This window comes from Mesorhizobium sp. P2_D6, from assembly GCF_056404315.1.
This window is the reverse complement of record NZ_JBFUEG010000001.1, coordinates 208,210-222,031: the sequence shown is the minus strand read 5'-3', so window position 1 is coordinate 222,031 and position 13,822 is coordinate 208,210. Positions and strand designations below refer to the sequence as shown.

The 13,822-nt window shown below is 64.1% G+C and carries 8 protein-coding genes; 5 read left to right on the top strand and 3 right to left on the bottom strand.

Annotated elements, in window-relative coordinates; all coding sequences use genetic code 11:
* Positions 1-53 precede the first annotated feature (53 nt).
* The 3 genes from AC1D1L_RS00975 to AC1D1L_RS00965 all read right to left on the bottom strand — a co-directional run bounded on the left by AC1D1L_RS00975 (position 54) and on the right by AC1D1L_RS00965 (position 5,921).
* Positions 54-845, bottom strand: coding sequence for a TIGR02186 family protein (locus AC1D1L_RS00975; protein WP_477338084.1), 792 nt, complete (start codon positions 843-845; stop codon positions 54-56).
* Positions 845-1,768 carry a sulfite exporter TauE/SafE family protein gene (locus tag AC1D1L_RS00970; protein ID WP_023669608.1) on the bottom strand — a complete coding sequence of 308 codons (924 nt, stop codon included), beginning with the start codon at positions 1,766-1,768 and terminating at the stop codon, positions 845-847. Before AC1D1L_RS00970 ends, AC1D1L_RS00975 begins: the two co-directional genes overlap by 1 nt.
* A 193-nt stretch (positions 1,769-1,961) precedes the next feature.
* A complete protein-coding gene (locus AC1D1L_RS00965) occupies positions 1,962-5,921 on the bottom strand; it encodes a peptidoglycan-binding protein (RefSeq protein ID WP_477338082.1) in 3,960 nt (1,319 codons plus the stop codon).
* 482 nt (positions 5,922-6,403) lie between these two features.
* Between AC1D1L_RS00965 and AC1D1L_RS00960 the strand changes: the two genes are divergently transcribed.
* The 5 genes from AC1D1L_RS00960 to AC1D1L_RS00940 all read left to right on the top strand — a co-directional run bounded on the left by AC1D1L_RS00960 (position 6,404) and on the right by AC1D1L_RS00940 (position 13,818).
* Positions 6,404-6,862, top strand: a complete 459-nt coding sequence (locus tag AC1D1L_RS00960; protein ID WP_112560507.1) for a MerR family transcriptional regulator — start codon at positions 6,404-6,406, stop codon at positions 6,860-6,862.
* 278 nt (positions 6,863-7,140) lie between these two features.
* Positions 7,141-8,931, top strand: a complete 1,791-nt coding sequence (locus AC1D1L_RS00955; RefSeq protein ID WP_477338080.1) for an acyl-CoA dehydrogenase — start codon at positions 7,141-7,143, stop codon at positions 8,929-8,931.
* 233 nt (positions 8,932-9,164) lie between these two features.
* The gene (locus tag AC1D1L_RS00950; protein WP_477338078.1) at positions 9,165-10,334 is read left to right on the top strand and encodes an acyl-CoA dehydrogenase family protein; all 1,170 of its coding nucleotides are present in this window, start codon (positions 9,165-9,167) and stop codon (positions 10,332-10,334) included.
* Between the two features lie 33 nt (positions 10,335-10,367).
* A complete protein-coding gene (locus AC1D1L_RS00945) occupies positions 10,368-11,576 on the top strand; it encodes an acetyl-CoA C-acetyltransferase (RefSeq protein ID WP_477338076.1) in 1,209 nt (402 codons plus the stop codon).
* 22 nt (positions 11,577-11,598) lie between these two features.
* Entirely contained in the window at positions 11,599-13,818 is a 2,220-nt protein-coding gene (locus tag AC1D1L_RS00940; protein WP_477338074.1) for a 3-hydroxyacyl-CoA dehydrogenase NAD-binding domain-containing protein, read from the top strand.
* Positions 13,819-13,822 lie beyond the last annotated feature (4 nt).

Below are 13,822 nucleotides of genomic sequence, written 5' to 3'. Positions count from 1 at the left end.
CATAAACGCGGAAAGGGGAACCCTGTTTTTCCGGGAAAATGGGCTTCTGGGCGTCAATCCTTGCGGAAGATCAGCCTGCCCAGCCAGCCGGTGATCATGGCCAGCGACACGGCAAAGACGCCGTAGAGAAAGGAATAATCGTGCGCGACGCGGAAGATCGACTGTTCGAAACCCGACTTGCGGATTTCGAGCTGGGCCGAGCTTTCCTTGAGGAACAGGCCGCTCTTGAACAGGAACGCGCGGGCTTTATGCGTTCCAACCGGGACATTCGGCGCCAGCCGCACCGTGGCGCGGAACAGGTTCTGCGACAGGAATTGCACGCCACCGACATTCTCGCTGTAGAGGCCGGTCGCCGCCTTGCGTTCGCGCAGGGCCGTGGTGAATTCCTCGATCGTCGCCGGGCTGTCGGTGGCGTCGGCCGGCTGCATGTAAAGGTTGGAGGCGCCGAGCGACAGCTGCTTGTAGCTGTTGGGTTCGGTGATGTCTTGCAGCGGCCGCGTCGTGGCGACGGAATAGGACATCGGCACATTCTCGAAGGTCTCGGATTCCAGATTGACCCAGACGCCGAGCACCCGGTCCTTGCGGCGCACCACCACAGGGCGCGGCGGCCCTTCCAGCACGACGATGACGTCATAGCGTCCCTGCCGCGCCACCAGCGGATCGGGGTTTTCCAGCGAACCGAAAATGGTCAGGTCGGCGCCGGAAAAACCGGCGGTGATCGACACGGCGTCGGTGGAGAGACCGATCTGGATGCCTTCCGGCAGCGGGTTCGGCGCCTGTGCTGTCGCCGGCAGGGCGAGGGCGAAAAGCAGAGCGGCGGCCGAAAAAATCCTCCATCCCCGCATCAGTTCAGGCCTGCCGCGGTCAGCGAATAGAGGTTTGGCGGCGTGACGAAGAGATCGATGGCAAGCCGGATCGCGACCGCCAGCACCAGCAGCGCCAGCAGCGCCCTGAGCTGTTCGCCGCGCAGCTTCTGGCCGGCCTTGGCGCCATATTGCGCACCGGCGACGCCGCCCGCCATCAGCAGGAAGGCAAGCATGACGTCGACCGTCTGGTTGGTGGTGGCGTGCACCAGCGTGGTGTAGGCCGAGGTGAAGATGATCTGGAACAGCGAAGTGCCGATGACGACGTTGGTCGGCACTTTCAGGAGGTAGATCAGCGCCGGCACCATGATGAAGCCGCCGCCGACACCCATGATCGACGACAGGAAGCCGATACCCGCGCCGAGCCCCAGCACCGGAATGACACTGACGAACAGTTTGGAGGCCCTGAAGCGCATCTTCAGCGGCAGCCGGTGGATCCAGTTGTGCTGGCCGGACTTCTTCAACACCGGCGCAGCGCCGCTGCGCGTGGCGCGCAGCGCATTGACGCTTTCGACCAGCATCAGTCCGCCGACCGTGCCGAGCAGCACGACGTAGAGCAGCGAAATGAATAAATCGAGCTGGCCGAGCCGACGCAGGAAGGCAAAGACGAAGATACCGCCGGTCGAGCCGACAATGCCGCCGGCCAGCAGCACCCCGCCGAGCTTGAAGTCGAGCGTGCCGCGCTTCATGTGCGACAGCGCGCCGGAGAAGGAGGAGGCGATGACCTGGTTGGCGCCGGTAGCGACCGCGATGGCCGGCGGGATGTTGTAGAAGATCAGGAGCGGCGTGATCAGAAAACCGCCGCCGACCCCGAACATGCCCGACAAGAAACCCACCGCCGCGCCCATCGCCAGCAGGACGAAGACGTTGACGGAAATTTCCGCGATCGGGAGATAGATGCCCACCCGTCAGTCTCGATCAGTTTGCCTGTCGGCGATTGCAGCCATTCGCGGGCATTGTCGCACCGAAAAGCCAATTTTTCCTTGCGCCGACGGGGCAGTCGGGTCAAACCCCGCCGCCCTGCCGAAACAAAAAACATCTCAATCAGTTAACAGGCAAATGTGTGGCAAGGGCGTCGCGTTAGCGACGCATCTGCCGTTATTTGTGCGCCAGCAGCGCCTTCACCAGCTTTTCGTCGATTTCGCCGGTCGCCTGCATCTTGTTGTCGGTCTGGAAAGCCATGATCGCGGTCTTGGTCTTGCCGCCCATCACGCCATCGGCGCCGCCGGCATCGTAGCCGTTTTTGTTGAGGATGAGCTGGATGTTCTTGACCGCCTTCTTCATGTCGACGCTGGCGGTCGTCTGCGGCGTGCCTTCCTGCCAGGATTCAGGAATGTCGGCCGAGTTGGACGCCGGGTCGAGCGGCTTCGGCTTCCACAGTTCGGTGGCGGCGCGCGCCCGCTCGAGCTGTTCGGGCCGCAGCGCACTGGCGACCTCGTCGCGCTTGGCCTCCGCATCCTTGTCGCCGGTCTTGGCGACCAGTGCGAACCATTTGTAGGATTCCTCCAGGCTCTGCTTCATACCGACGCCCTTGGCCGCCAGGATGCCGAGATTGAACTGGCTGTCCTTGACGCCGACATCGGCAGCCGCCTGGAACCAGTGCGCGGCAGATTCATTGTCGGTCACGCCGTCCGCGGCCATGGCAAACAGCACGGCGAGGTTGTGCATGGCGCTGGCGTTACCTTGCGCGGCGGCGAGCTGGTAGAAGGTCTTTGCCTTCTTGATGTCGCGCGTGACGCCGATGCCCTTTTCGTAGAAATTGCCGATGCGGTACTCGGCCGGCGCGAAGCCGAGTTCGGCCGACTTTTCGTACCATTTGGCCGCTGCCGCCATGTCTTCTTTGACGCCGCGCGATTCGGCGTAGCGCGAACCGAGCTCGAACAGCGCCTTGGCGTCGCCGCCGGCGGCCGCGTCGCGCAAGGCTTGCGGGCCGGCATCGGCCGGAACGTCGATCTTGGCGACGACAGGCGTTGCCGCGGTGTCAGCGGGCGGAACGGCGCCGGTCGTATCCGATGCCGATGGCGCCACGACAGCGGCCGCAGGTTGCGCGTCAGCCGCCGGTTCCGCAGTGGCGGTCGTCGGCAATGTTGCGTCTGGCGCCGGGGCCGGATCGGCCAAAGCCATCGGCGCGGGCGCGGGTTCGACGGGCGGCACGTCAGGGCCAACAGAACTTGTCGAAGCAGCCTCGATCGGCGCGTCATCCTTGGCGGGCGGCTGCGATGGCTCCGCCTGCCTGACCATCCGGGCCGATGCATCCTGCACGGTTGCCTGCGTGTCTACCTTGGGTTGGCTGGGAGCGTTGACCGAGGCGGTCTCGACCGGCGGCGATGCGACAATCGGCGCGGCATCGTTGCTGGCGACCTCGACCGGGTCGGCGAAGAAGGCCTTGCCCAGTTGCAGGCCGGCAAGCGCCAGCATGATCGCGATCGCTCCCATCAGGATCGGCTTGCGCCGTGCCTTGAGCAGGTCGCCGATCCGCAGCGCTTTCACCGGACCCTTCATGGTGGACTGGCGTTTCAGGGCGTCGGCCTCGGCGGCAGCGGCCTGCGCCGCGCGCCGGGCCGCGGCGATGAAGTCGGATTTCGACGCATCGCCGGTGCTTTGGCGCGCCGGCGGGCCGCGCTCATCGCGCACCCGCTTCATGATGGCGTTGAGGTCGGGCGCGCCGGAGCCTGGCTCCAGCGGCCGGTTGGCGAACTTGGGGTCGAGCGGTTCATCGAGATCGACGCTCGGCATGTCGGCATCGGGCGCCGAACCGGCAAGCGGCGGCATGTCAGCCTGCTTCTTGCCCCTGAAGGCGCGCGCCAATCCGCCGAACAGCGATTTCTTGGCCGTGCCTTCGCCTTTCTCGGCAATCGCATCGGAACCGAGCGCCGCCTGCGCGGCGGCCGCGGCAGCCTCGGCCGGCGAGCGGCGTACCGGCTCGCTGCGCATGTCAGGTTCGGCGCGCATATCGGGCTCGTTGCGCATGATCGCGGCGGCGCGGCCGTCGAGGTCGGCCATGTCTCCGGTCAGGGGCAGCGGCTGGTCGATATCCATCGACGGCGCGTCCTGCACTGCGATCTTGGAGGCACGGGCAGCGCGCGCCCGCCGCGCCGGCTCGGCCGGCGTATCCAGGAGTTCGCTCACCGCCTCGGCCGGTTCGCTGGTTTCCAGCGAGCCCAGGCGATCGACGATCTTGAGCAGCGTGTCGTGAATGGCCTCGAATGTCCGCGAATTGCGCTCGTCCGAACGGCGTGTCAGCGCTTCCAGCGTCTTCAGATCCTGGGCGAGGCCGGTGACGGCCGCGGTGTTGGCATTGGAATCGGCCAGCGAGCGCACGGCGCTCTCGGCCGCCTCGCGTGCCGCGCCCATGATGGACTCGCGGGTTCCGGCCAGCGACTTCTCGATTTCGTTGAGGCGCGGGCTGATGTCCTCGAATTCCGGCAGCGGCGTGCCGGGCTTCGACAGATGCGCCGACAGGCCGGAGACCTGAGCCTCGAGACTGCGGATCAGTGCCGGATCGATGCCGGCGACCTGCGCGGCCGACGATTCCAGCCGGCTTGAAATGTCTTCGAGCCGGCTTTCCAGGCCGCGGATCGCCGCCTCGTTGGCAGGATCGGGAACACGCGTCTCCATGCGCTTGGCAAGCGCGGTGAAGCGGGCGTCGATAGCGTCCATGATTTCGGCACTGTCGGCTTGCGGCTGGCGCTGGTCCAGGCGGTCGGCAACCTCGTCCAGCCGCCGCTCGAGGTCGCGAAACAGCATGTTGCCCTGTTCGATGGCATCACCTTGCCGGCGTTCCATCATGCCCGACAGCACGTCGAAGCGCTGTTCCAGGCCCTGGAAAATATAGTCGACGTCCGGCATGGCCGGGGCGCGGTCGATTTTGTCGGCAATCATCGCGATCTGGTTGCCGAGGCGCTCCATCGCCTGTTCCGGCAGATTGGCGCGGCCGGCGAGGTCGTCGACCCGGTTCGACAGCATGCTGAGACGGTCAAGAACCTCCCCGCTCGGACGGACCTGCACCACTTCTTCGATCTGCTGCGCCAGCGAGGCGATCCGCTTCTCGATGCGCTCGAAGGGCTCGGGGTCGAAGGAATTGGCCTGGGCGGCGACGGTCGAGGCGACGATGGCGCGCGTAATCTCGTCAAGCCGTTCGTCGATCAGGCCGAGCGTGTCGCCGCCGCGGTTGTTCTGCTGGCTGACGAAGTGGTCGACGGCGCCGGCAAGCGTGCGGACCTTTTCCTCCATCGAGCGCAGCGACAGCGATTCCGGCAGATTGTTGACGGCATTGCTGATCTGCTCGAGCCGATCGGTCAGGGCCGAAAATCCGGGGCCGTCCGCGCGGTTGCGCTGGTCGGCGTCCACGCGGTCCTCGAATGCGCTCCAGCGGCGGTCGAAATCGTCCCAGCGGCGGTCGACCTTCAGCACGCTCTCTTCCCGCGCCAGCGTGTCGAGCGCGGTCTTTACCTGCTCGAGTTCGAGCCGCAGCATGTTGACGCTTCTGTCGTCGCTCTTTTCGGCCAGCGTCTGGATGGCGCCGGACAGCCGCTCGAATTCGAGGCCGAGTTCGGCGCTGCCCTTGCCGGGCAAGCCGCCTGATTGGCCTCCCGATTGGTTGCTCGCCTGGAACGCCCGTTCGATGTCTTTGCGCAGCGCCGCGAATTCGCGCTGCAGGCCGGCGGTCATCTGATGGCGCAATTCCTCGCGCAGGCCGCGCAATTCGCCGGCGATCTTGCCGACCACGGCGACGCTGTCTTCCTGGCCGCGCACGCGGTCGATGTCGCGCGCAAGCCCCTGATAATTCTGGTCGAAGCCGGACGTCACAGGGCTTTTCGGCCGCGGCGCGGGCTGCGGGTCCTCATACCAGCGCGGCGGGGCGTAGGGCTGGGCGCTGGCGTAGCGCGGCTCGACCGGTGGCCGGCGCGGATCGAAGCGCTCTCCCACGTCCTCGCGCTTGCGCTCCAGCCGCTGCTCCAGCGTTTCCAGCGAGCGGTTCAATTCATCAAGCGTGGTGTTCGGCCTGCGTGGCCTGCCGACGTTGAGTGTATCGAGATAGGACCGCTTGCTGTTCATCGATGCGTCCGTTTTTCAGAATGGCCGGCTTGCTGCCAGTTTTCCCCAAAGTCCCTGTCGGGAACGAAGGCGGCCGCGCGGCTATGCTGCGGCGGAAGAACGAGCTTCCCGGGCCAGGCCCGCTCTCCGAAAAACCGTGAAAAATTCGCTACAGGATAAACACGGGTGACCGACATGCGCACATTTCACCCATCGTGGTAAACAAGGCGTTAACCAAGCTTAAGAAGTTACGGCATTGCTGAAATACAGGCGGCGCCTTTCGGACCCGGCACCAGGGGTGCGGCATAAGGTTTCGCAATCCCAGAACGCCCTTGCGTCATGAGGCGGCTATCGATATAGAATTGACGTAAACGTAAGAGGGGCGCTGTTCGTGCCTTTTGCGATGAATTAGTTGAAACCCACGACTGGAAGCATGCCCCCGCTTCCACTCAGGCGCTGCACGGTCCGGACCGCGACGCCACTACAGGGGAAAGCCAGTGACCATGAAACTTGTTTCGCCCGGCGAAGCCGCGGCCAACACCAACAATATGTCTGTCGAAGCCGGCGAGGAACTCGTGCGCATCGGCGAGATGGCCAAGAAGTACGGCGTGACCCTGCGCACGCTGCGTTTCTATGAAGACAAGGGCCTGCTCAATCCGAAGCGCGACGGGGCAACGCGCCTCTACACGCGTCGCGACAAGGCGCGGCTGAAGCTGATCCTGCTCGGCCGCAAGGTCGGGTTCTCGCTGCGCGACGTCAAGCAGATGATGGATCTTTACGATCCCACGGGATCCAACACCAAGCAGCTGCGGCTGGCTCTCGACAAGTCGGAGAAGCAGCTTGCCCGCCTGCAGAAGCAGCGCGCGCTGATCGACGACGCGATCAACGAGCTGAGCGGCTCAATGTCGGCCGTGCGCCAGATGCTGTCCGAGCGTTCAGCCCCGGCCAGCGCCGCCGGCTGATCTCGCTCCGCCGAGACGTTTGACAAGAGCCGCGCGGGACTGCCCGCGCGGCTCTTTTCGTTTGCCATCTTCGTCTGATCAACCCAACCACCGTGGTGGTGTCCGCTGAGCTGTGCCGATAGGCTGGCACAGGAAATTTTGTCGCGGCAATAAAATTGACGTTTACGCAAACGTCAATTTTTGCTATCCCGCTTTCAACGTTGGTCCGCATGCTGCCCCGACCTCGTGTTTCGGGGGCCTGATCTCGCGGCCAAAGACCCGCATGGTGGAGGAAACACATGCCGATCTACAGGGCTCCGGTCCAGGACACGCTGTTCGTGCTCAATGAGGTACTGGGCTACCAGCGCTATTCCAACCTTCCCGGATTTGCCGACGCGACGCCCGATGTGGTCGAGGCGATCCTCGCCGAGGGCGCCAAGCTCGCCGAAAACGTCATGCATCCCTTGAACCGCGTCGGCGACATGGAAGGCTGCGTGCGCCATGAAGACGGCTCGGTGACGACGCCGAAGGGCTTCAAGGAGGCCTACGACCAGTATCGCGAAGGCGGCTGGATGGGGCTGGCGGCACCGGTCGAGTTCGGCGGCCAGGGCCTGCCCTATGCCGTGCACACCGCGGTTGCTGAATACATGGTCTCGGCCAACATGGCGCTGATGATGTATCCCGGCCTGACGCAAGGGGCGATCGCGGCAATCATCACCCACGGCACTGACGAGCAGAAGGCGACCTGGCTGCCGAAGCTGGTCGAGGGTTCCTGGACCGGCACCATGAACCTGACCGAGCCGCATTGCGGGACCGATCTAGGCCTGCTGCGCACCAAGGCGGTGCCGAACGGCAACGGCACCTACAAGATTTCCGGGCAGAAGATCTTCATCTCGGCCGGCGAGCACGACATGTCGGACAACATCGTCCATCTGGTTCTGGCCCGCATCGAAGGTGCGCCGGCAGGCGTCAAGGGCATCTCGCTGTTCATCGTGCCGAAGCTCAAGCTCGATGCGTCGGGCAATCCGGGCGAGAAGAACACGCTCTCCTGCGGTTCGATCGAGGAGAAGATGGGCATCCACGGCAATTCGACCTGCGTCATGAACTATGACGAGGCCGAGGGCACGCTGCTCGGCGAGGAGAATGGCGGCCTGAAGGCGATGTTCACGATGATGAACGAAGCCCGCCTCGGCGTCGGCCTGCAAGGGCTGTCGCTGTCGGAAATCGCCTACCAGAACGCGGTCTCCTACGCCAAGGACCGGCTGCAGGGCCGTTCGCTCTCAGGCGCCAAGGCGCCGGATAAGAAGGCCGATCCGATCATTGTCCATCCCGACATCCGCCGCTCGCTGATGACCATGAAGGCCTTCAACGAGGCCGGCCGCGCGCTGGCGCTGTGGACGGCGATCAAGTCCGACATCGCCCACCGCTCCGCCGACGACAGGGACCGCCAGGCCGCCGACGACTACACCGGCCTGTTGACGCCGGTGATCAAGGGCGTGCTCACCGACAAGGGTTTCGACCACGCCGTCATGGCGCAGCAGGTGTTCGGTGGCCACGGCTATATTGAAGAGCACGGCATGAGCCAGTTCGTGCGCGATGCCCGCATCGCCATGATCTATGAAGGCGCCAACGGCATCCAGGCGCTCGACCTCGTCGGCCGCAAGCTGGGCCTCAATGGCGGCCGCGCCATCCAGGCCTTCTTCAAGGACGTCGGCGAATTCTGCGAGGAAAACCGTTCCGACGAGAAGCTGGCGCCCTTCACCAAGGCGCTGAAGAAGGGCCTCAACGATCTGCAGGCGGCGACGATGTGGCTGCTGCAGAACGGCATGGCCAAGCCCGACAATGCCGGTGCCGCCTCGACCGACTACATGCATCTCTTCGGCCTGGTGGCGCTGGGCTATATGTGGGCGCAGATGGCCAAGGCGGCTCAGGCCAGGACCGGCGCCAACGGCTCCCAGCCCTTCTACGACAACAAGGTGGTGACAGCGCGCTTCTTCATGGAGCGGATCATGCCCGAGACGTCGGCACATCTCGCCCGCATTTCCAGTGGTGCGGACACGCTAATGGCGCTGCCTGCGGAAGCGTTCTAAAAATGGCCGGTGTCCCCCTCCCCCTTGAGGGGAGGGTGGCCCGAAGGGCCGGGAGGGGTCCTGCGTGCAGTGCGCCGGCCTCCATGGGAGCGCTGGCAGGAGGAAAATCGCAAAATGCATTCGGCACAGATGTTGAAGGACAAGGTCGAGTACTTCACCGGCGACCCCACCCGGCCGCTTCGCGGCCACCCACCCCTCGAGGGGGAGGGGGACGCCGACGCGGGAGAAACGGCATGACAAATCCAGCCGAAGTGCTCTCTTTGCCGAAGCCCGCCTGGGCGGCGGACGAGGTCGGCATGCTTTACGACATGGCGCATCGCTTCATGTCGGAAGAGATCGCGCCGCGTTACGACGAGTTCGAGAAGAACGAGATGGTCGACCGTGAGAGCTGGCGCAAGGCCGGTGCGGCCGGCCTGCTTTGCGCTTCGATGCCGGAGGAATATGGCGGCTCCGGCGGCACCTTCACGCATGAGAGCGCCATCATCGAGGCGATCGGCCATGTCGGCGTCGACGGTTTCGGCATCGGCCTGCACAATGCGATCGTCGCTCCTTACATCCTTCACTACGGCTCGGACGAGCAGAAGAAGAAATGGCTGCCGAAGCTGGCGACCGGCGAGTTGATCGGCGCCATCGCCATGACCGAGCCGGGCGCCGGCTCCGACCTGCAAGGCGTCAAGACGCGGGCCGAGAAGGACGGCAACCAGTACAAGATCAACGGCTCGAAAACCTTCATCACCAATGGCCAACTGGCCAATTTCATCATCGTCGTCACCAAGACCGATCCGGCCAAAGGCGCCAAGGGCACCTCGCTGATCGTCGTCGAGACCGACGAGGTCGACGGTTTTCAGCGCGGCCGAAACCTCGACAAGATCGGCCTGAAGGCCAACGACACCTCGGAATTGTTCTTCAACGACATGCGCGTGCCGACCTCCAACCTGCTCGGCCACGAGGAAGGGCAGGGCTTCATCCAGCTGATGCAGCAATTGCCGCAAGAGCGGCTGCAGATCGGCACCGGCGCCATTGCCATGATCGAACGCGCGCTGGCGCTGACCATCGACTACGTCAAGGAACGCAAGGCCTTCGGCAAGGCGATCATCGAGTTCCAGAACACCCAGTTCAAGCTCGCCGAACTCAAGACCGAGGCCACCATCGGCCGTGTCTTCTACAATGATTGCGTCACCCGCCACGTCAATGGTGGCCTCGATCCGGTGACGGCGTCGATGGCCAAATACTGGCTCTCGGACCTGCAGGGAAAAGTCGTCGACGAATGCCTTCAATTGCATGGTGGCTATGGCTACATGAATGAATATCCGATCGCCCGCATGTTCCGCGACGCCCGCGTCCAGCGCATCTACGGCGGCACCAACGAGATCATGAAATTGCTGATTGGCCGCTCTCTCTGAGAGCCACGACCGGCAAACCCAAGGAGCAAGAAAATGGCCGAAGCTTATGTCTATGACGCCGTGCGCACGCCGCGCGGCAAGGGCAAGAAAGATGGCTCGCTGCACGAAGTGCCGGCGGTGCGGCTTGCTGCAAAGACGCTTGAAGCGCTGCGCGACCGCAACGGGCTCGACACTGCAAACGTCGACGACATCATCTTCGGCTGCGTCGATCCGGTCGGCGAGGCCGGCTCGGTCATTCCGCGCGCCGCCGCCTTCGAGGCCGGCTATGACAACAAGGCTCCAGGCATGCAGATTTCGCGCTTCTGCGCTTCCGGCCTCGACGCCATCAATTTCGGCGCCGCCAAGATCGCGCAAGGGGCGGACGAGATCGTCATTGCCGGCGGCGTCGAATCGATGTCACGCGTCGGCATGGGCGCCTCGGGCGGCGCCTGGTTCATGGACCCGTCCGTCGGTCTGCCTGGCTGGTTCGTGCCGCAAGGCATCTCGGCCGACCTGATCGCCACCAAATACGGCTTTTCGCGCGACGACGTCGACGCCTATGCGGTCGAGAGCCAGAAGCGCGCCGGCAAGGCCTGGGCCGACGGGCGTTTCAAGAACTCGGTCATCCCGATCAAGGACCAGAATGGCCTGACCATCCTTGACCATGACGAGCATATGCGGCCGTCGACCGACATGCAGTCGCTGGCCTCGCTCAACCCGTCCTTCGTCATGCCCGGCGAAATGGGCGGCTTCGACGCGGTTGCCGTGCAGAAGCATCCGGAAGTCGAAGAGGTGAACCACGTCCACCATGCCGGCAATTCGTCCGGCATCGTCGACGGTGCAGCCGCCGTGCTGCTCGGCTCGAAGAAGGCCGGCAAGACGATGGGTCTCAAGCCACGCGCCCGCATCCGTGCCTTTGCCAATATCGGCTCCGAGCCGGTGCTGATGCTGACTGGTCCGGTCGACGTCACCGAAAAGCTTCTGAAGCGCGCCAAGATGAAGCTGTCGGATATCGACCTGTTCGAGCTCAACGAAGCCTTCGCCTCGGTCGTATTGCGCTACATGCAGGCCTTCGACATTCCGCACGACAAGATCAACGTCAATGGCGGCGCCATCGCCATGGGTCATCCGCTTGGCGCCACCGGCGCGATGATCCTGGGCACGGTGCTCGACGAGCTGGAGCGGCGCGACCTGAACACCGCCTTGGTGACGCTCTGCATCGGCGCCGGCATGGGCACCGCAACGATCATCGAACGCGTCTGATTTCGGCCGGAAGGAGAGAGACATGACCTACACGAACTTCTCGGTCGACACCGACGCAGACGGCATTGCGCTGGTCACCTGGAACATGCCTGACCGCTCGATGAACGTCTTCACCGAAGAGGTGATGAACGAGCTCGACAAAATCATCGACCAGGTGGTGGCCGACGCTGGCATCAAGGGTGCGGTGATCACCTCGGGCAAGGACAGCTTCTCCGGCGGCGCCGACCTGACCATGCTGCAGAAGATGCTGACGGTCTTTGCCAAGGAGAAAGGCAAGGATCCAGAGAAGGCCGCAAAGCTTTTGTTCGACAATGCCGGGCGTATGGGCGCGCTTTGGCGCAAGCTCGAAACCTCGGGCAAGCCCTGGGTTTCGGCCATCAACGGCACCTGCATGGGCGGCGCCTTCGAACTGTCACTTGCCTGCCATGGCCGCGTTGCAGCCGATAGCGACGAGGTCAAGATGGCCTTGCCAGAAGTCAAGGTCGGCATCTTCCCCGGCGCCGGCGGCACCCAGCGCGTGCCGCGGCTGACCGACCAGCAGCAGGCGCTGCAGATGCTGACCACAGGCCAGAACCTGTCGCCGCAGAAGGCCAAGGCCATGGGCCTGATCCACGAGATCGCCGAACCGAACAAGCTGATCGAGACCGCCAAGGCGATGATCAAGAACGGCTTGAAAGCCGTCCAACCCTGGGACGAGAAGGGCTTCAAGCTGCCGGGCGGCCAGATCTATTCGCCCGCCGGCTTCAATCTGTGGCCGCCGGCCATCGCCATCCTGCGCCGCGAAACCTATGGCAATTATCCGGCCGCCGCGGCCATCCTGAAATGCGTCTATGAGGGCCTGCTGGTGCCGTTCGACACCGGTCTGCGGATCGAACAGCGCTATTTCACCGAAATCATGCAGTCGAAGGAAGCGGCGGCGATGATCCGCTCGCTGTTCGTCTCGCTGCAGGAGCTCAACAAGGGCGCCCGCCGCCCCGCCGGCGTGCCGGAAACCAGGTTCAAGAAGATCGGTATTCTCGGCGCCGGCTTCATGGGCGCCGGCATCGCCTTCGTCACCGCCAAGGCCGGCATCCCGGTCGTGCTGCTCGACCGCGACATGGCGTCGGCCGAAAAGGGCAAGGCGCATTCCGACAGCCTGATCTCGGATCAGGTCAAGAAGGGCCGCGCCAAGCCCGAGGAGAAGGACAAGCTGCTGTCGCTGATCACGCCGACGGCCGACTATGCCGATCTCGCCGGCTGCGATCTGGTGGTCGAGGCCGTGTTCGAGGATTCGGCCGTCAAGAAGGCTGCGACCGAACAGGCCGAAGCGGTGCTGAAATCGCCGGCGATCTTTGCCTCCAACACCTCGACCATCCCGATCACCGCGCTGGCCAAGAATTCGGCGCGGCCGAAGAATTTCGTCGGCATCCACTTCTTCTCGCCGGTCGACAAGATGATGCTGGTCGAGATCATTCTGGGCAAGAAGACCGGCGACAAGGCGCTCGCCACCGCGATCGACTTCGTGCGCGCCATCAAGAAGACGCCGATCGTCGTCAACGACACGCGCGGCTTCTACGTCAACCGCTGCGTGCTGCGCTACATGTGGGAAGCCTACAAGATGCTGATCGAGGGCGTTCCGGCGCCGATGATCGAGAATGCCGCCAAGGCCGCCGGCATGCCGGTCGGCCCGCTGGCGCTGACCGACGAGACGGCGATCGACCTTGCTCAGAAGATCATGAAGCAGACCATCAGGGACCTCGGCGACAAGGCCGTCGACCCCAAGCAGATGGCGCTGATCAACACGCTGGTCGACACCCATGGCCGCTTCGGCCGCAAAAACGGCAAGGGTTTTTACGACTATCCCGCAAAGCCCGCCAAGAAGAAGCTGTGGCCGGGGCTGAAGGACCTCTATCCGCAGCTGAAGCCGGAGAAGGTCGACTATGAGGAGCTGCAGCAGCGCCTGCTGGTCACCATCGCGTTGGAAGCGGCGAGGGTGATGGAAGAGGGCATCGTCACCGACCCGCGCGAGGCCGATGTAGGCTCGATCCTCGCCTTTGGCTTTGCGCCGTTCACTGGCGGCGCGCTGTCCTATATCGACGGCATCGGCGCCAAGGAGTTCGTCAGAATAGCCAAGGGCCTGCAGAAGAAATACGGCGCCGAGTTCAAGGCGCCAAAGCTGCTGCTCGACCTGGCCGAAAAGGGCGAGACCTTCTACCAGCGCTTCGACCCCTATGCGAAGGGCGAAGTGAAGAAGGCCGCTTGATCTA

Bases quoted from the DNA above. Each gene is read 5' to 3' on its own strand.
- AC1D1L_RS00945 (WP_477338076.1), top strand. From the start codon at position 10,368: ATGGCCGAAGCTTATGTCTATGACGCCGTGCGCACGCCGCGCGGCAAG.
- AC1D1L_RS00940 (WP_477338074.1), top strand. From the start codon at position 11,599: ATGACCTACACGAACTTCTCGGTCGACACCGACGCAGACGGCATTGCG.
- AC1D1L_RS00960 (WP_112560507.1), top strand. From the start codon at position 6,404: ATGAAACTTGTTTCGCCCGGCGAAGCCGCGGCCAACACCAACAATATG.
- AC1D1L_RS00950 (WP_477338078.1), top strand. From the start codon at position 9,165: ATGACAAATCCAGCCGAAGTGCTCTCTTTGCCGAAGCCCGCCTGGGCG.
- AC1D1L_RS00975 (WP_477338084.1), bottom strand. From the start codon at position 845: ATGCGGGGATGGAGGATTTTTTCGGCCGCCGCTCTGCTTTTCGCCCTC.
- AC1D1L_RS00955 (WP_477338080.1), top strand. From the start codon at position 7,141: ATGCCGATCTACAGGGCTCCGGTCCAGGACACGCTGTTCGTGCTCAAT.
- AC1D1L_RS00965 (WP_477338082.1), bottom strand. From the start codon at position 5,921: ATGAACAGCAAGCGGTCCTATCTCGATACACTCAACGTCGGCAGGCCA.